Raw genomic sequence first — 16,807 nt, forward strand, 5'->3', positions numbered from 1 at the left:
GGCTATCGCCCGCGGCCTGGCTGTCGGTGGTCCCGTCCATGCTGGGACCCATGGCCGACACCGACACCACCGCCCGGCTCCTGGAGCGCCTCGCCGCCGCGATCGCCGCCCACGACTGGCCAGGCCTCACGGCCGTGCTCGCCCCCGGGGCCACGGTCACGCTGCTGCACACGGGGGAGACCTTCGGTCGTGACGCCTTCGTCACCTTCAACTCCGGCTACCCCGGGCCCTGGGTCTACACCGCCGACGAGATCGTCGACGGCGGCGCCCGGGCGGTCCTGCGCGCTCAGGTCACCAGCGACGACGGCACCTACCACTGCGCGTCCTTCGCCACCTCGGCCGGCGGGCTCCTCACCGACCTGCTCGAGGTCTGGACCGAGGCGGTGGCGCCTCACCCCACGCGGGGATAGGGGCTACGAGGGTGGCCAGACCTCGGGGGAGCACGCGGCGACCAGGGCACGGCGCCCCGCGCGCTCCAGCGGCGTCAGCGCGTCACGGCGCGCCTCGATCTCGGCCGCGCTGACCGCACCGCCGTCGTCGGCCAGTGCGAGGGTGGCGATCTCGAGCGCCTGCAGGCCGCGGGCAGCAAGGTCGACGCAGCGCGGCGGCACGCCCGGCGGTGCCTCCAGGACGGCGCGGTGGCGCAGGTTCAGCATCTGGTCGGCCACCTCCGGTCGCCACCGCGCGACGTCCAGGGCGGCGAGGTCGCGCGCGCTCTCGAGCAGCGCGGTGCGCAGCGCGCGGTCGGCCTCGCCGACGTCCGGCAGCTGGCGGCGGGCGGCCGGCTGGGCCTGCCACTCGTACGTCGGACCGACGGCGCGCGGGGTCATCCCGACGCCGGCGCCGACGGCGACCACCGCCTCGCCCACCTCGAGCGCGTCGGCGTTGAACGCCGCCGGGCCACCGAGTCCCACGGGGTCACCCTCGGCGGGGAACGCCGCCCCGAACCCGGTCGCGCCCTGGGACCGCAACCTGGCCAACGCCGTCAGCATCGGCTCCGGCTCTCCGCCCCCGACGCCGGCCACCAGATGGGCGACGCTGTCGCTCAGCAGGGCGTCCAGGAGCTGGTCGGCCACGATGTGTCCGTGCAGCCACGACGTACCCCACCAGGCGACGCGCGCCGATACCGGCAGAGGGGTGGTCACGACGTCCGATGCTAGCCACGCGACCCCCGGAGGCAGTCGATAGGGTGCGTCCCATGGGAGCTGTCTTGGAGTTCGCCGACGTCACCGTTCGGCGAGGCCAGGCCACCTTGCTGGACCGCGTCTCCTGGACCGTCGAGGAGGACGAGCGCTGGGTCGTGCTCGGCCCCAACGGCGCCGGCAAGACCACGCTGCTCCAGGTCGCGTCCGCGCAGGTCCACCCGACCAGCGGTGTCGCGGGCATCCTCGACGAGGTGCTCGGCACTGTCGACGTGTTCGAGCTGCGGCCGCGGATCGGGCTCACCAGCGCCGCCCTCGCGGAGCGGATCCCTCGCGGCGAGCGGGTGCACGACGTCGTGGTGTCGGCGTCGTACGGCGTGGTCGGGCGCTGGCGTGAGGAGTACGACGACCTCGACCACGGCCGGGCGACCAACCTGCTCGTCGAGCTCGGGGCGCGCCACCTGACCGACCGCACGTTCGGGACGCTGAGCGAGGGGGAGCGTAAGCGCGTGCAGATCGCCCGCGCCCTCATGTCCGACCCGGAGCTGCTGCTGCTCGACGAGCCGGCCGCCGGGCTCGACCTGGGCGGCCGTGAGGACCTCGTCTCGACCCTGTCGGTGCTGGCGATGGACGCCGACTCACCGGCCACCGTGCTGGTGTCGCACCACGTGGAGGAGATCCCGCCCGGTTTCACGCACGCGTTGCTGCTGCGCGAGGGCGCTGTGGTGGCCGCCGGGCCCCTCGAGGACGTGCTCACCCCGCCGATCCTCTCGGCGACCTTCGGGATGCCTCTCGTGCTCCAGCACGAGGACGGGCGCTGGACCGCCCGCCGCCAGCCGCGGCACCGATAGGCTCGGGACATGGACTGGCTCGCGGACAACCTCTGGCAGACCTGGCTCGGTGTCGCCATCGTGCTGGGTGTCGCCGAGATGTTCAGCCTCGACCTGGTGCTGATCATGGTCGCGGCCGGCGCGGTGGCCGGTATGATCGTCGCCCTCGTGGGCGCCCCCTTCGCCATCCAGGCGCTGGTCGCGGCCGGTGCGTCCGTCGCGATGCTCGCGCTCGTCCGCCCGCAGCTGGCGCGCCGGTTCCACGGCGGCCCCGAGCTCAGCCTCGGCCACGGCAAGCTGGTCGGCCAGCGCGCGGTGGTTACCGAGACCATCACCGGCCTCGACGTCGGCCGGATCCGGCTGGCGGGCGAGATCTGGTCCGCGGCGCCGTACGACGAGCACCTCACTATCACCCCCGGCCAGACCGTGGAGGTGCTCGCCATCAAGGGCGCCACGGCCTATGTGCACCCCGTTGCCACCCTCGATTCCTGAGCTCCACCGAAGGAGAACGCCGTGATCTATCTCGTCCTGCTCGGTCTGCTGTTCCTGTTCGTGATCGTGCTCCTCGCCAAGACCGTGCGCATCGTGCCCCAGGCCCGCGCCGGGATCGTCGAGCGCTTCGGCAAGTACAAGCAGACGCTGAGCGCGGGACTCAACGTGGTGGTGCCCTTCGTCGACAAGGTGCGCTACCTCATCGACCTGCGTGAGCAGGTCGTGAGCTTCCCGCCGCAGCCGGTCATCACCCAGGACAACCTGGTGGTCTCGATCGACACGGTCATCTACTTCCAGGTCACCGACCCGATCGCGGCGACCTACGAGATCGCCAACTACATCCAGGCCGTCGAGCAGCTGACCATGACCACGCTGCGCAACATCGTCGGTGGCATGGACCTCGAGGGCACGCTGACCAGCCGCGACGAGATCAACACGCGCCTGCGCGGGGTGCTCGACGAGGCGACCGGCAAGTGGGGGATCCGGGTCAACCGGGTCGAGCTCAAGGGGATCGACCCGCCGCCGTCGATCAAGGACTCGATGGAGAAGCAGATGCGCGCCGACCGCGACAAGCGCGCGCAGATCCTGACCGCCGAGGGTGGTCGCCAGGCCGCGATCCTGACCGCCGAGGGTGAGAAGCAGGCCTCGATCCTGTCGGCCGAGGGTGACCGCGAGTCGCTGATCCTGCGCGCCCAGGCCGACCGCGAGTCCTCGATCCTGCGTGCGCAGGGTGAGGGCCAGGCCATCCAGACCGTCTTCCAGGCGATCCACGACGGCAACCCGGACCAGTCACTGCTGGCCTACCAGTACCTCACGATGATGCCCAAGATCGCCGAGGGCAGCGCCAACAAGCTCTGGATCGTGCCCAGCGAGATCGGCAAGGCGCTCGAGGGCCTCGGCTCGACCATGACCGAGCTCGCGGGCATCCCGAAGGAGACCGAGGGACCGCGCACCCGCGTCGACATGGGCAGCATGGAGCCGGCCAAGCTCGCCGGCAGCGGCGCGCTCGCGGAGTCGGAGCGCGGCAAGACCAGCAAGGCCGTCGAGGACGCCATCGCCGCGGCCGCCGACGCGGCCAAGCCGGTCAAGCCGACCGCGGCCACCCCGCCCCCGCAGCCCGAGGCCGCCCCGGACGAGCCGGGCGCGCCGCCCGCCCAGCCCTAGCGCGTGGAGCTGCTGGAGGCGGCGGCGATCCTGCTCGCGGGGGTCGCCGCGGGGTCCATCAACGCCGTGGTGGGCTCCGGCACCCTGATCACCTTCCCGACGCTGCTCGCGTTCGGCGTCCCGCCGGTCACCGCCAACGTCTCCAACAACCTGGGCCTGGTGCCCGGCTCGGTGGCCGGTGCCGTCGGCTACCGCCGTGAGCTGACGGGGCAGAAGTCGCGGGTGCTGCGACTGCTGTCGGCGTCGTTCGCCGGTGGCCTCGCCGGGGCCGTGCTCCTGCTGGTGCTGCCCGAGGGCGCGTTCGAGGCGATCGTGCCGGTGCTGATCGGTCTCGGCGTCGCCCTGGTGATCTTCCAGCCCCGCTTGTCGGGCTGGGTGGCCGCACGCGCCGAGCACCGTCCCGAGTCCACCCGCGACGGCGCCTGGTGGGTCTGGCCCGGCGTGCTGCTGACGGGGGTCTACGGCGGCTACTTCGGCGCCGCCCAGGGCGTGCTGCTCATGGCGGTGCTCGGGATCGGCATCGACGAAGGACTACAGCGCCTCAACGCGGTCAAGAACGTGCTCGCCGCGGTCGTCAACGGCGTCGCCGGCCTGCTGTTCGCCATCGTCGCCGACGTCGACTGGCGGATCGTCGCCCTGATCGGCGTCGGGTCGGTGATCGGTGGCTTCCTGGGCGCCAAGGTCGGCCGCCGGCTCCACCCCACCGTGCTCCGCGCGGTCATCGTGGTCGTCGGCGTCGTGGCCCTGGTCGCCCTGCTCGTCACCTGACCCCGGCGTCCGTGGGGCTACGCAGCAGCCAGCTTCTTCTTCGACTTCTTGACCCGCAGGCCGAGGAGGCCGGAGACGACCGCGAAGCTGGCGACCCCGACCAGGCCGAAGCCGATCTGCTTGGGGATCTGGCCGGCCTGGATGCCGGCGTACGCCGTGGCGGCGTCGGCGCCGTCGACGGCCATGCCGACGAGGACCAGGTTGCGGCGGGCGCTGCCGGAGGCGATCAGGGTGAGGGTGCCGAGGGCGACCTCACGCGACCCGAACCACTGGGTCAGCAGCGGCGAGGGCGCCTGTCCCATGGTCGAGGCAACGAGCTCGGGCTTGGCGAGCGAGGCGACACCGACGGCGATGCGGCCGAGGGCGAGGCTGGTCACAGGGTTCATGGCGGTGACCCTAGCGGTCCTGCTCAGATCAGGGAGCGCGACGGTGGGGCGACGTACGTCGTGAGCCAGCGGTCGAGCTCGTCGTAGGCGCGGGCCCGGGGCTCGGGCCGCGAGAGGATGACGTCGTGGCGGGCGCCGGGCACGGCGATGTAGGTGACGTGGTGGCCGATCGACGTCGCCCACCGGCGGATCTGCTCGACGTCGAGCACGATGTCGCTGGTGTGGACGTCGTCGCCCATCTCGGTGGGCTGGGAGGACCGGTCCGACGACAGCACCAGCACCGGACACGCCACGTCGAGGCCACGCTGGAGCTCGGCGTGGCCGGAGCGGACGGCGCGCAGCCAGCCGGCGTAGACCGAGAACGACATGATCGGCTTCCACTGGAGGTCGAACTCCCACTCGCCCTCGTGCTGGTGGTGGAGGCTGCGCGCGTAGAAGCCGGTGACGGTGCGCTTGATCTCGCGCATCGGCTGCCGGGCGCCGACCTGCTTGATGATCGGCGTCCCGACGACCCGGGCGACGGCGCTGCCCTGCAGGTCGAGCCAGGGCGAGTTGAGGACCAGCGCGGCGAGCTCGTCGGGCCGCTCGCGGTTGAGCCAGAGCGGCAGGATCAGTCCGCCGGTGGAGTGCCCCGACCCGATCACCCGGGTGTGGCCGTCGCGCTCGGTGATCCGGCGCCACGCCTCGGCCAGCTCGTCGTCGTACTCGCGTAGGTCGCTGACGTAGTTGGCGGTCTGGTGCGGGCGGATGGAGCGGCCGTACTTGCGCAGGTCGAGGGCGTAGAAGTCGTAGCCGCGCTCGATCCACCAGGCGGCGTACTCGGTGTGGAAGAAGTAGTCGGCGAACCCGTGCACGTGCAGCACCGCCCCGCGGTTGCCGACGGAGGCCCGTCGGCTGACCAGGGTGGCGACGACCTCGCCCTCGGCGTCGGGGGAGAGGGTGAAGGTCTCGGAGACCCAGGGGTCACCGAGTACGTCGGGGATGTGCTCCAGCGCCATGGCGCCAGTCTGTCAGGCGGAAGTGGGTCGGCCCCGCGCGGTGGAGTAGGACGAGGCGGCACGCACCAGGCCCGCGAGCAGGCCGACGTCGGTCGCCGTCTCCGGGTGCCACTGCACTGCGAGACAGAAGCGGTCGCCGGGCAGCTCCATCGCCTCCAGGGTGCCGTCGGTGGCGCGGGCCACGGCGGTGAAGCCGGGATGCGTGCGCACGGACTGGTGGTGGTGGCAGCTGACCTCCAGCGAGGTGCCGACCAGCGCGGCCAGCCGGGAGCCCGGCTCGGTGCTGACCTCCAGCGTGCCGAACTCGTCACCGCCGGGGCTGTGCTCGTCGTGGCCGACCAGGTCCGGTGTGTGCTGGTCGAGCTCCCCGCCGGCGTGCACCGCCATCAGCTGCATCCCGCGGCACACGCCCAGGACCGGCAGCCGAGCGGCCGCGGCCGCGTCGAGCAGCGCGGCCTCCCAGGCGTCGCGGTCGGGACGCCAGCCGGCGGTGCGCGGGTGCGGCTCGGCGCCGTAGCGGGCGGGGTCGACGTCGGCGCCCCCGGTGACGACCAGCCCGTCCAGGCGGGCCACGACCGCGTCGGCCGCCCCGGTGCCGGCCACCGGGGGGAGCAGGACCGGGAGGCCACCGGTGGCGGTGACCGCATCGGCGTACTGCGCCGGCAGCAGGTCGGCCGGCTGCTGCCAGACGCCCCACGCCGCCGGCTCGCGGTAGGTGGTCAGCCCGATGACCGGAGCGGACATGGCTAGATCGGGGTGACGTAGGCGCCGGAGATGCCGCCGTCGACCAGGAACGTGCTCGCGGTCATGAACGACGAGTCGTCGGAGGCCAGGAACAGCACCGCCGACGCCATCTCCTCGGGCTCGCCGAAGCGCCCCATCGGGACGTGCACGAGCCGGCGCGCGGCCCGTTCGGCGTCCTTGGCGAAGAGCTCCTGGAGCAGCGGGGTGTTGACCGGGCCGGGGCACAGCGCGTTGACCCGCACGCCCTGGCGGGCGAACTGGACCCCGAGCTCACGCGTCATCGACAGCACGCCGCCCTTCGAGGCGGAGTAGGAGATCTGCGACGTGGCCGCACCCATGACGGCGACGAACGAGGCGGTGTTGATGATCGAGCCCTTGCCCTGCTCGAGCATGTAGGGCAGCGCCGCCTTGCAGCACAGGTAGACGCTGGTGAGGTTGACCTCCTGGACCTTGCGCCAGGCGTCGAGGTCGGTGTCCAGGATCGAGTCGTCCTCCGGCGGCGAGATGCCCGCGTTGTTGAACGCGATGTCGACCGAGCCGTAGGTCTCCTTGGCGGTCCTGAAGAGCGCGTCCACCTCATCCTTGTCGGTGACGTCGACGTGGACGTAGGTGGCGATGCCGGCACCCCCCAGCTGACCCACGAGCTCGTGGCCGCGCTGGTCGTCGATGTCGCCGATGACCACCTTGGCGCCCTCCTCGACGAAGCGCTGCACGGTCGCGAGGCCGATGCCCGAGCAACCGCCGGTGACGACCGCGACCCGGTCCTGGATGCGTCCTGCCATGTGTTCCTCCGTGACGGTGGTTGAGGTGTGAGGAGCGCCAGCGACGAGCCTCGAAACCACCCCGTGGTGACTAGTGACTGATGAAGACGTTCTTCTCCTCGGTGAACGCCATGGGGGCGTCCGGACCGAGCTCGCGGCCGAGGCCGGACTGCTTGTAGCCACCGAACGGGGTCCAGTAGCGCACCGAGGAGTGCGAGTTGACGCTCAGGTTGCCGGCCTCGACGGCGCGCGCCACCCGTAGCCCGCGCCCCAGGTCGTTGGTGTAGATCGAGCCCGAGAGGCCGTACTCCGTGTCGTTGGCCAGCTCGACCGCGTGCGCCTCGTCGTCGAACGCCATCACCGCGACCACCGGCCCGAAGACCTCCTCGCGCCAGATCCGGGCGCCGGGGTCGTCGACCGTGACCACGCTCGGCGGCACCCAGAACCCGTCCCCGCCCGGTGTCGAACCGGCGAAGGTGACCTCCACCTCGTCGAGGTAGCCGCGCACGGTGTCGCGCTGCGCGGCCGAGATCAGCGGCCCCATCTCGGACGTCTCGTCGTCCGTGGGGTCGAGCACCCGGAACCCCGTGACACCGGGCTCGAGCAGCGTCATGAACTCGTCGTACGCCGACCGCTCGACGAGGATCCGCGAACGCGCGCAGCAGTCCTGGCCGGCGTTGTCGAACACGGCGTACGGCGCGGACGCGGCGGCCGCGGCCAGGTCGGCGTCGGCGAACACGATGTTGGAGCTCTTGCCGCCAAGCTCCAGGGTCACCCGCTTCACCTGCTCGGCGCAGCCGGCCATGATCCGCTTGCCGACGGCGGTCGACCCGGTGAAGCAGACCTTGCGGACCAGCTCGTGGGTCACGAACCGCTCGCCCACGACCGACCCCTTGCCGGGGATGACGGTCAGGACGCCCTCGGGCAGGCCCGCCTCGAGCGCGAGCTCGCCGATCCGGACGGCGGTCAGCGGGGTCAGCTCGGCGGGCTTCAGCACGACCGTGTTGCCCGCGGCCAGAGCGGGTGCGAAACCCCAGGCGGCGATGGGCATCGGGAAGTTCCAGGGCACGATGATGCCGACCACGCCCAGCGGCTCGTGGAACGTCACGTCGGTGCCGCCCGCCACCGGGATCTGGCGCCCGAACATCCGCTCCGGCGCGCCGGCGTAGTAGTCGAGGCAGTCGCGGACGTTGCCGGCCTCCCAGCGGGCGTTGCCCCAGGTGTGGCCGGCGTTGCTGACCTCGAGTCCCGCCAGCTCCTCGACGTGCGCGTCAACCACGGCGGCGAAGCGCCGCAGCAGCCGGGCCCGCTCACCGGGGGCGAGGTGGCGCCAGCCGCCCAGGAAGGCCTCGTGGGCGCGCTCGATCGCCGCGTCGGTCTCGTCGACCGTCGCGAGGTGTACGTCGACCACCGGTGCGGCGGTCGCGGGGTTGATGACGGTGTAGGTGCTCATCAGAGCCTTTCGAAGCCGCGGCGCAGCTCCCAGTCGGTGACGGCGGCGTTGTAGGCGGCGAGCTCGACGTCGGCCATGTTGACGTAGTGGTCGACGACCTCGTCACCGAGCGCGGCGCGGGCGATGGTGGACGAGGCGAACACGTCGCGGGCGGCGGTCATCGTGGAGGGGACCTTGTCTCGGCCGGAGGTGTAGGCGTTGCCGACCAGCGGCTCCTCCAGCTCCAGCTCGCTCTCGATGCCGTGCAGCCCGCCGGCGATCATCGCGGCCAGGGCGAGGTAGGGGTTGGCGTCCGCCCCGGGCACGCGGTTCTCCATCCGGGCACCGGCGCCGCGGCCGACCAGCCGGACCGCGCAGGTGCGGTTGTCGAGGCCCCACGCGATCGTGGTCGGCGCGAAGGAGCCGTCGGCGAACCGCTTGTAGGAGTTGATGTTGGGCGCGAACAGCAGCGTGAAGTCGGAGATCGTCGCGAGGACGCCGGCGACGAACTGGTCGTAGAGCTTGGTGCGCTCACCGGTGTCGGCGTCCCAGAACACCAGGGACCCGTCGGTGCCGCGCAGGGACAGGTGGATGTGGCACGAGCTGCCCTCGCGCTCGTCGTACTTCGCCATGAACGTGATCGCCTTGCCGTGCTGGGCGGCGATCTCCTTGGCGGCGTTCTTGTAGACCGCGTGGTTGTCGGCGGTGGTCAGCGCGTCGGCGTAGAGGAAGCCCACCTCGTGCTGGCCGAGGTTGCACTCGCCCTTGGCGCCCTCGACGTCCAGGCCGGCGGCGTACATGTGGTTGCGCAAATCGCGCAGCAGCGGCTCGACCCGGGTGGTGCCGAGGATCGAGTAGTCGACGTTGTAGCGGTTGGACGGCTGGAGGGCGCGGTAGCCGGAGTCCCAGGCCTCCTCGTAGGTGTTGTCGAAGGCGATGAACTCCAGCTCGGTGCCGGCGAGCGCGGTCCAGCCGTGCTCGGCGCAGCGGTCGAGCTGGTGCTGGAGGATGGTCCGCGGTGACTGCACGACGGGGGAGTGGTCGGGCCACTCCAGGTCGCACTGGACCATCGCCGTGGCCGGCAGATGGGTGAGCAGCCGGATCGTGCGCTCGTCGAGCACGAACTCCATGTCGCCGTAGCCCTTGTCCCACGAGGAGATCTGGTAGCCGTCGACGGTGTTCATGTCGACGTCGACCGCGAGCAGGTAGTTGCAGCCCTCGGTGCCGTGGCCGACGACGTGGTCGGCGAAGTAGGCGCCGTGCAGGCGCTTGCCCTGTAGCCGGCCCTGCATGTCGGTGAACGCGACGATCACGGTGTCGATGCGGCCGACCCGGATCTGGTCGAGCAGGTTCTCCATGCTCAGGTATCGTTTGTTGCGCAACGGTGTGTGGGCCATCGGGTTCCTATCCCAGCAGGCCGCGCAGCAGCGCGGCCGTGTCGTCACAGTGGTGCTCCATGGCCCGGCGGGCCCGATCGGGTCGACCGGCGAGGATCGCGCGGACGACGGCAGCGTGCTGCCGGTCCGAGTGCGCGATGTTGGTCTCGAGGACGGGGATCGCCAGCAGCATCTCGTGCAGCGCGGACTGCACGGACGTCACCGCCTCGATGAGCCGCGGCGACTCGCTGAGCGCCGCGATCGTCAGGTGGAACCTGCTGTCCGCCTGGCGATGCGGGGCGGGTCGGCTCGCGTGGGCGACCGCGTCGTGCGCCTGCTCCAGCTGCTCACGTCGTACGTCGGTCAGCTCGAGCTGGGCGGCGAGCGCGGCCGCGCCGGGCTCGACCACGCGTCGGAACTCGAGCGCGTCGAGCCAGTCCTGCCGCTTCGCGGAGGAGACCCGGGCCGCGGCGCGGGCCGAGGGGGAGCGGGGCTTCAGGGTCACCACGGTGCCGCCGCCGCGCCCGCGGGTGGTCTCGACCAGTCCGGCCTCGCGCAGCGCGGCCATCGCCTCGCGCAGCGTGGCGCGGGAGACGTGCAGCCGGGACGCCAGCTCGCGTTCGGCGGGCAGCGCCGAGCCGAGCGGGTAGACCCCCAGCCGGATCGCGGTTCCGAGCTGCTCCACGCAGGCCTCGAAGGCGTGATGGCCGCGCACGGGGCGCAGCACCGACTCCTCGAGGTCCAGCCCCGGCGGGTGCTGCTCGGGGGAGGCGGTCACGGGCACATCCTCTGGTCGGCGTGGGGCACCCGTCAATCGGTGGACGAGTATTGGTCTGAGTTCATACCAATTTTACGTGTGCCTGTTTACACCCTCGCCTGCGCGGGTCTAGCGTCCGCTTCACGCATTCACGATCGCCCCTGGAAGGTGCGCCGCATGCCTGAAGCACACGAGCCGATCCACGAGCACCACGCTCCTCAGTTGAGCGCCGACGAGGCCCACCTCGCCCGGCTGGGCTACAAGCAGGAGCTGAGCCGGACCTGGTCCGGCTTCTCCAACTTCGCCATCTCCTTCTCGATCATCTCGATCCTGGCGGGCTGCTTCACGACCTTCGGCCAGGCGTGGAGCAACGGCGGACCGATCGCCATCACCTGGGGCTGGCCGATCATCTCGCTCTTCATCCTGATCATCGGCTTCACGATGTCGGAGCTGGTCTCGGCCTATCCGACGTCGGGAGGCATCTACTGGTGGGCCTCCAAGCTCGGCGGTCCGGCCGCCGGCTTCTACACCGGCTGGCTCAACCTGATCGGCCTGATCGCGGTCACGGCATCAGTGGCCTACGGCGCCGCCAACTTCGTGGACATCTTCTTCAGCCTGCTCAGCGATAGCTGGGCCGCCGACTACAGCCTTCAGCGCGTGTTCATCGAGTTCGTCGTGATCCTGGTGCTGGCGGCGCTGGCCAACATCTTCTCCAGCCATCTGCTCGCGGTCGTCAACAACATCTCGGTGTGGTGGCACGTGGCCGGAGCCGCGGTGATCATCCTGGTCCTCGTGTTCGTGCCGGACAACCACCAGAGCGTCGGGTGGGTGCTCACCGAGCGCATCAACAACTCCGGCTACGACGGCGGCGCCAACAGCGGCATCATGTTCTGGTTCCTGGTGCTGCCTTTGGGCTTCCTGCTCACCCAGTACACGATCACGGGCTTCGACGCCTCGGCCCACCTGTCGGAGGAGACCGAAGCAGCATCCGACTCCGCCGCGAAGGGGATCTGGCGTTCGATCGCCTACTCCGCCATCGGGGGCTGGATCCTGCTCCTGGCGCTGCTCTTCGCCGTGCAGGACCAGCAGGCCGTCACGGACGGCATCAACGTCGGCGCCTACGGATCCGACGTCATCCTCGGCCAGGCTCTGACCGAGTCCTGGCACACGATCGTCATCCTGATCTCGGCGGCGGGCCAGCTCTTCTGCACGACAGCCTGCCTGACCAGCGCGTCCCGGATGACCTTTGCGTTCAGCCGCGACGGGGCCATCCCGGGATCGAGCCTCTGGTCGAAAGTCACTGCCAAGCGGGTGCCCGCCAATGCGGTCATGTTCGTTGCCGTGATTGCCGGCCTGATCACCCTGCCGGCGCTGATCGAGGTCAACTTCGGGACGGCCGACGCCCCGATCATCCTGCCCACCGCGTTCTACGCCGTCGTGTCGGTGGCCGTGATCGGGTTGTACCTCTCGTTCGCGATCCCGATCTTCCTGCGCTGGAGGCTGGGCGACTCGTTCGAGGCGGGCGCGTGGAACAACGGCAAGAAGTACAAGTGGATGAACCTCGTCGCCGTCGTCGAGATCGTCGTCATCTCGATCTACTTCATCCTGCCGCTCTACCCCTCCGGGTGGCCGGGCAACGAGAACTTCGCCTGGAAGTTCGTCAACTACGCCCCGCTCCTCACCGGTGGCGTGATCCTCGCGGTGACGATCTGGTGGCACGTCTCGGCGAAGCACTGGTTCACCGGGCCCAAGCACACCATCGACGAAGCGGTCATCAAGGCGTTCGACGACTGAGCCGGTGTCTCAGCTCGAAAGCGACCTGGACCGCCTCGCCTGCCTGGCGGGGCGGTCCCGTCGTGTCACCGACCTGCCCGGCGGCCTGACCAACCGCAACCTCCGGGTGCAGACTGACGACGGGGGCGACTACGTCGTCCGGTGCTCCCACCCCGGAGCCGCCCTGCTCGGGATCGACCGCGACGCCGAGCACCACAACACGCTGCGGGCGGCCGAGGCGGGCGTGGGCGCCGGCGTCGTCGAGTACCGCCCGGACCTGCGGATGCTGGTCATCGACTTCCTGCCCGGCGAGGTGCTCACGGACGAGTCGTTCGCCGACGACGGCCTCCTCCGGCGTGCGGCTGCGTCCGTGCGCACCCTGCACGCCGGCCCGCGCTTCCAGGGCGACTTCGACATGTTCGCCCGCCAGGCCTCCTACCTCGCCACCGTGAAGTCACGCGGCTTCCGCCTCCCGGAGACCTACGACAACCACGCAGACGCCTGGGCAGAGGTACGGCGGGCCCTCGACGCCGCACCCCGGCCGACCGTCCCGTGCAACAACGACCTCCTTGCCGCCAACTACATCGACGACGGCGAGCGGGTCTGGCTGATCGACTACGAGTACTCCGGCAACAACGACGCCTGCTTCGAGCTCGGCAACACCGCCACCGAGTGCGGCTTCGCCCCGGAGCAGACGGCGGCGTGGACCGAGGCCTACTTCGGGACTCCCACCGCTGCCGACGTCGCCCGAGTCCGGCTCCAGGCAGTCTGCTCCGCCTACGGCTGGTCGCTGTGGGGCTTCATCCAGGCCGCCACCAGCGCGATGGACTTCGACTTCTACGCCTGGGGCGAGGAGCGCCTCGACAAGGCCGCCGCGGCGTTCCGCGGCGATGACTTCCACACGCTGCTCGAAGAGGTGGCTCGTGGCTGACCTCCCGTCCCGCGCCGAGGTCGTGATCGTCGGCGGCGGCATCATCGGCGCGTCCGTCGCCTACCACCTGACCGCGCTGGGCCGGACCGACGTACTGCTGCTCGAGCAGGGCCGCCTCTCCAGTGGCACGACGTGGCACGCGGCCGGGCTGGTCGGCCCGCTGCGGGCCTCCGAGAGCGGGACCCGGCTGGTGCAGTACTCCGCGGAGCTCTACGCCGCGCTCGAGGCGGAGACCGGCCTCGCGACCGGCTACCGCAACGTGGGCGGGGTGATCGTGGCCCGCACCGAGGACCGGATGACCCAGCTGCGGCGCACCGCGGCCAGCGCCGCGGCCTACGACATGGAGTGCGAGATGATCTCGCCAGAGCGGGCGCAGGAGCTGTGGCCGGCGATGCAGGTCGACGACGTACTGGGCGCGATCTGGCTGCCCGGCGACGGCAAGGTCAACCCGACCGACGTCACCCAGGCGCTCGCCAGGGGTGCCCGGATGCGCGGTGCGCGGATCGTCGAGCAGGTCCGGGTCACGGGCTTCGACCTCGCGGACGGACCCCGACGACCCCGCGTGACGGGGGTCCGGACCGACCACGGCGACGTGGAGGCCGAGGTCGTCGTCAACTGCGCCGGCCAGTGGGCCAAGGCCCTGGGGGACCTGGCGGGCGTCACGGTGCCGTTGCACTCCGCCGAGCACTTCTACGTCGTGACCGAGGCCGTCGAGGGCTGTCATCCCGACCTGCCGGTGATGCGCGACCCCGACGGCTGGACCTACTTCAAGGAGGAGGTCGGCGGCCTGGTCGTGGGCGGCTTCGAGCCGGAGGCCAAGCCGTGGCGCTCGCCGTCGGACCTGCCCTACCCCTTCGAGTTCCAGCTGCTCGAGGAGGACTGGGACCACTTCTCGGTGCTGATGGACCAGGCGGTGCAGCGGGTCCCGGCTCTGGCTGAGACCGGCGTCCGCAAGTTCTACAACGGCCCGGAGTCGTTCACCCCGGACAACCAGTTCCTGCTGGGGGAGTCACCGGAGGTGGCGGGCTTCTTCGTCGGCGCCGGCTTCAACTCGGTCGGCATCGCGTCGGCCGGGGGTGCCGGCCGGGCCCTGGCCGAGTGGATCGTGGAAGGCGAGCCGACCAGCGACCTGGTGGCGGTCGACGTACGCCGCTTCGCGCCGTTCCACGGCGACGAGGCCTGGCTGCGCTCGCGGGTCTCGGAGGTGCTCGGCCTGCACTACGCCGTGCCCTGGCCCAACCGCGAGCTCGAGTCCGGCCGCCCGCAGCGCACCTCACCTCTGCACGACGTCCTGGCGTCCGCGGGCGCGGTGTTCGGCACGCGGATGGGCTGGGAGCGGCCCAACGTCTTCGGGCCGACGTCACTCGCCTACCGATGGGGCAAGCCGGACTGGCTCGCCGCGAGCGCCGCCGAGCAGCGGGCGACCCGCACCGACGTCGCGGTCTTCGACCAGACCTCCTTCAGCAAGTACGACGTCAGCGGTCCCGGCGCGCTGGCGGCGCTCCAGTGGGTGTGCGCGGCCGACGTCGACGTGCCCGTGGGCGGCTGCGTCTACACGCCGTTCCTCAACCGGCGCGGCACCTACGAGGCCGACCTCACCGTCACCCGCACGGGTGATGAGGCCTTCCTGCTGGTGTCGAGCTCGGCCACGACCATCCGCGACCTCGACTGGCTGCGCCGCCAGGCACCACCGGGTCTCGACGTGAGCCTGGCCGACGTGACCGACGACTACGCCGTGCTCGGCGTGATGGGCCCGGCCTCGCGGGACCTGCTGTCCGCCCTCACCGACGCCGACCTCGGCGAGGAGGCGTTCCCGTTCGCCACCAGCGCGCTCGTCGGTGTCGCTGGGGCGACGGTGCGGGCGACCCGGATGACCTACGTCGGCGAGCTGGGCTGGGAGCTGATGGTCCCGGTCGCCGCCGCGGTGGCCGTGCACGCCGCGGTCCGCGCGGGCGGTGCCGTGGACGCCGGCTACTACGCGATCGAGTCGCTGCGCCTGGAGAAGGGCTACCGCGCGTTCGGGCGCGAGCTCACCCCCGACGTGACCCCGGTCGAGGCCGGCCTGCTGTTCGCCACCGCACTCAAGGGCGACAAGGACTTCCTCGGCCGCGCCGCCCTGGTCGAGCACCGCGAGCGCCTGGCCCGAGGCGGCCCGCGGCGCCGGGTCGTGTCGTTTGTGGTCGACGACCCCGGCCCGATGCTGTGGGGAGGCGAGCTGGTGCTCCGCGACGGCGCGCCGGTCGGCCAGGTGACCAGTGCGGCCTGGGGCGAGACTGTGGGCGCGAGCGTCGGGCTCGCCCAGCTCCGCCACGACGGGCCGGTCACCTCCGACTGGCTGGCCGAGGGCGGCTTCGAGGTCGACGTGGGCGGCAGACGCTCCGGCGTACGCCTGACCCTCAAGGCGCCGCTCTAGGGTCGTCCCATGAGCTTCGAGGTGAGCGCGGAGGCCTACGCGCAGTTCATGGGGCAGTTCTCCGAACCGCTGGCGGTCCGCTTCGCCGACTGGGCCGGCGTACGCCGGGGCCAGCGGGCGCTGGACGTGGGTTGCGGGCCGGGTGCCCTGACCGCGGTCCTGACCGAGCTGCTCGAGCCGGGCGCGGTCGCCGCCGCCGACCCCTCCGAGTCGTTCGTCGCCGCGGCCCGGGCCCGGCTTCCCCAGGTCGACGTCCGGCGGGCCAGCGCGGAGGACCTGCCCTACGACTCCGGCTCGTTCGACGTCGTCCTGGCGCAGCTCGTCGTCCACTTCATGAGCGACCCCGTGGCCGGGCTGCGCGAGATGTCGCGGGTGTCGGTGCCCGGAGGCGTGGTCGCCGCCTGCGTCTGGGACCACGCCGGGGGTGGCGGCCCGCTGGCGACCTTCTGGTCCGCGGTCCGCTCGCTGGACGCCTCGGCACCCGACGAGTCCGGGTTGGCCGGTGCCCGCGCCGGCCACCTCGCGGAGCTCGCGACGGCGGCCGGTCTGCGCGACGTCGAGGAGGACCTGCTCACCGTGACCGTCGGCTTCGCGTCGTTCGACGACTGGTGGGAGCCCTACACGTTCGGCGTCGGCCCGGCCGGGACCCACGTCGCCGGCCTCGACCCCGACCGCCGCGAGGAGCTGCGCCAGCGCTGCCGCGAGCTGCTTCCCGCCGGCCCGTTCGGTGTCACCGCCTCCGCGTGGTCGGTCCGCGCCCGTCGCTGAGCGACTTGACCGGCGACCTTCGCTGATATCGGACGAAGACCGGGTGCCGCGCACTAGCCTCGCGGTGTGAAC

At 71.5% G+C, this 16,807-nt stretch carries 17 protein-coding genes; 9 read left to right on the top strand and 8 right to left on the bottom strand.

The window, feature by feature from the left end:
- The first annotated feature begins 50 nt into the window (after window positions 1-50).
- Window positions 51-410 (top strand): nuclear transport factor 2 family protein, encoded by a 360-nt coding sequence (locus BLR90_RS03970; RefSeq protein WP_143016100.1) that lies wholly within the window; start codon window positions 51-53, stop codon window positions 408-410.
- 3 nt (window positions 411-413) lie between these two features.
- Here the strand turns inward: BLR90_RS03970 and BLR90_RS03975 are convergent, their stop codons facing one another.
- Entirely contained in the window at window positions 414-1,145 is a 732-nt protein-coding gene (locus BLR90_RS03975) for a hypothetical protein (protein WP_091022677.1), read from the bottom strand.
- Window positions 1,146-1,198: 53 nt separating this feature from the next.
- On the opposite strand from BLR90_RS03975, the gene BLR90_RS03980 reads away from it, so the two are divergent.
- From BLR90_RS03980 to BLR90_RS03995, 4 genes are read left to right on the top strand one after another with little or no spacing between them, the layout of a single operon-like run.
- Window positions 1,199-1,993 carry an ABC transporter ATP-binding protein gene (locus tag BLR90_RS03980; RefSeq protein WP_091022679.1) on the top strand — a complete coding sequence of 265 codons (795 nt, stop codon included), beginning with the start codon at window positions 1,199-1,201 and terminating at the stop codon, window positions 1,991-1,993.
- Window positions 1,994-2,002: 9 nt separating this feature from the next.
- A complete protein-coding gene (locus BLR90_RS03985) occupies window positions 2,003-2,464 on the top strand; it encodes an NfeD family protein (RefSeq protein WP_091022681.1) in 462 nt (153 codons plus the stop codon).
- A gap of 21 nt (window positions 2,465-2,485) precedes the next feature.
- Complete coding sequence (locus BLR90_RS03990; RefSeq protein ID WP_245715142.1) at window positions 2,486-3,628, top strand: SPFH domain-containing protein; 1,143 nt, start codon at window positions 2,486-2,488, stop codon at window positions 3,626-3,628.
- A 3-nt stretch (window positions 3,629-3,631) separates the two neighbouring features.
- On the top strand, window positions 3,632-4,396 hold the full coding sequence (locus BLR90_RS03995; protein ID WP_091022684.1) for a sulfite exporter TauE/SafE family protein: 765 nt from the start codon (window positions 3,632-3,634) through the stop codon (window positions 4,394-4,396).
- Between the two features lie 17 nt (window positions 4,397-4,413).
- Here BLR90_RS03995 and BLR90_RS04000 read toward each other — a convergent pair whose 3' ends face one another.
- The 7 genes from BLR90_RS04000 to BLR90_RS04030 all read right to left on the bottom strand — a co-directional run bounded on the left by BLR90_RS04000 (window position 4,414) and on the right by BLR90_RS04030 (window position 10,871).
- A complete protein-coding gene (locus BLR90_RS04000; RefSeq protein ID WP_143016101.1) occupies window positions 4,414-4,782 on the bottom strand; it encodes a hypothetical protein in 369 nt (122 codons plus the stop codon).
- A gap of 23 nt (window positions 4,783-4,805) precedes the next feature.
- Window positions 4,806-5,780 carry an alpha/beta hydrolase gene (locus tag BLR90_RS04005; protein WP_091022688.1) on the bottom strand — a complete coding sequence of 325 codons (975 nt, stop codon included), beginning with the start codon at window positions 5,778-5,780 and terminating at the stop codon, window positions 4,806-4,808.
- Between the two features lie 12 nt (window positions 5,781-5,792).
- Entirely contained in the window at window positions 5,793-6,524 is a 732-nt protein-coding gene (locus BLR90_RS04010) for a gamma-glutamyl-gamma-aminobutyrate hydrolase family protein (RefSeq protein WP_091022690.1), read from the bottom strand.
- A 2-nt stretch (window positions 6,525-6,526) separates the two neighbouring features.
- On the bottom strand, window positions 6,527-7,306 hold the full coding sequence (locus BLR90_RS04015) for a 3-oxoacyl-ACP reductase (RefSeq protein ID WP_091022691.1): 780 nt from the start codon (window positions 7,304-7,306) through the stop codon (window positions 6,527-6,529).
- Between the two features lie 70 nt (window positions 7,307-7,376).
- Complete coding sequence (locus tag BLR90_RS04020; protein WP_091022693.1) at window positions 7,377-8,738, bottom strand: aldehyde dehydrogenase family protein; 1,362 nt, start codon at window positions 8,736-8,738, stop codon at window positions 7,377-7,379.
- Window positions 8,738-10,075 carry a glutamine synthetase family protein gene (locus tag BLR90_RS04025; protein WP_218029280.1) on the bottom strand — a complete coding sequence of 446 codons (1,338 nt, stop codon included), beginning with the start codon at window positions 10,073-10,075 and terminating at the stop codon, window positions 8,738-8,740. The genes BLR90_RS04020 and BLR90_RS04025 overlap by 1 nt, the downstream gene beginning before the upstream one ends.
- A gap of 46 nt (window positions 10,076-10,121) precedes the next feature.
- Complete coding sequence (locus BLR90_RS04030; RefSeq protein ID WP_245715143.1) at window positions 10,122-10,871, bottom strand: FadR/GntR family transcriptional regulator; 750 nt, start codon at window positions 10,869-10,871, stop codon at window positions 10,122-10,124.
- Window positions 10,872-11,027: 156 nt separating this feature from the next.
- On the opposite strand from BLR90_RS04030, the gene BLR90_RS04035 reads away from it, so the two are divergent.
- Genes BLR90_RS04035 through BLR90_RS04050 form a run of 4 tightly spaced genes read left to right on the top strand, consistent with a single transcriptional unit; the run spans window position 11,028 to window position 16,735 of the window.
- Complete coding sequence (locus BLR90_RS04035) at window positions 11,028-12,644, top strand: amino acid permease (RefSeq protein WP_091022696.1); 1,617 nt, start codon at window positions 11,028-11,030, stop codon at window positions 12,642-12,644.
- A 4-nt stretch (window positions 12,645-12,648) separates the two neighbouring features.
- Window positions 12,649-13,554, top strand: a complete 906-nt coding sequence (locus BLR90_RS04040; protein ID WP_091022698.1) for a phosphotransferase — start codon at window positions 12,649-12,651, stop codon at window positions 13,552-13,554.
- Window positions 13,547-15,967 (top strand): GcvT family protein, encoded by a 2,421-nt coding sequence (locus tag BLR90_RS04045; RefSeq protein WP_245715144.1) that lies wholly within the window; start codon window positions 13,547-13,549, stop codon window positions 15,965-15,967. The genes BLR90_RS04040 and BLR90_RS04045 overlap by 8 nt, the downstream gene beginning before the upstream one ends.
- A 9-nt stretch (window positions 15,968-15,976) precedes the next feature.
- Window positions 15,977-16,735: a class I SAM-dependent methyltransferase gene (locus BLR90_RS04050; protein ID WP_091022702.1), complete on the top strand. Its 759-nt coding sequence runs from the start codon at window positions 15,977-15,979 to the stop codon at window positions 16,733-16,735.
- The last annotated feature ends 72 nt before the right edge of the window (window positions 16,736-16,807 follow it).

Source organism: Nocardioides szechwanensis (assembly GCF_900103935.1).
Lineage (GTDB): Bacteria > Actinomycetota > Actinomycetes > Propionibacteriales > Nocardioidaceae > Nocardioides > Nocardioides szechwanensis.

What these genes read in the sequence shown, in the direction of transcription:
- BLR90_RS04010 (WP_091022690.1), bottom strand. Translation starts at nt 6,524, where the DNA reads ATGTCCGCTCCGGTCATCGGGCTGACCACCTACCGCGAGCCGGCGGCG.
- BLR90_RS04000 (WP_143016101.1), bottom strand. Translation starts at nt 4,782, where the DNA reads ATGAACCCTGTGACCAGCCTCGCCCTCGGCCGCATCGCCGTCGGTGTC.
- BLR90_RS04035 (WP_091022696.1), top strand. Translation starts at nt 11,028, where the DNA reads ATGCCTGAAGCACACGAGCCGATCCACGAGCACCACGCTCCTCAGTTG.
- BLR90_RS04005 (WP_091022688.1), bottom strand. Translation starts at nt 5,780, where the DNA reads ATGGCGCTGGAGCACATCCCCGACGTACTCGGTGACCCCTGGGTCTCC.
- BLR90_RS03985 (WP_091022681.1), top strand. Translation starts at nt 2,003, where the DNA reads ATGGACTGGCTCGCGGACAACCTCTGGCAGACCTGGCTCGGTGTCGCC.
- BLR90_RS03980 (WP_091022679.1), top strand. Translation starts at nt 1,199, where the DNA reads ATGGGAGCTGTCTTGGAGTTCGCCGACGTCACCGTTCGGCGAGGCCAG.
- BLR90_RS04015 (WP_091022691.1), bottom strand. Translation starts at nt 7,306, where the DNA reads ATGGCAGGACGCATCCAGGACCGGGTCGCGGTCGTCACCGGCGGTTGC.
- BLR90_RS04020 (WP_091022693.1), bottom strand. Translation starts at nt 8,738, where the DNA reads ATGAGCACCTACACCGTCATCAACCCCGCGACCGCCGCACCGGTGGTC.
- BLR90_RS03970 (WP_143016100.1), top strand. Translation starts at nt 51, where the DNA reads ATGGCCGACACCGACACCACCGCCCGGCTCCTGGAGCGCCTCGCCGCC.
- BLR90_RS04050 (WP_091022702.1), top strand. Translation starts at nt 15,977, where the DNA reads ATGAGCTTCGAGGTGAGCGCGGAGGCCTACGCGCAGTTCATGGGGCAG.
- BLR90_RS04025 (WP_218029280.1), bottom strand. Translation starts at nt 10,075, where the DNA reads ATGGAGAACCTGCTCGACCAGATCCGGGTCGGCCGCATCGACACCGTG.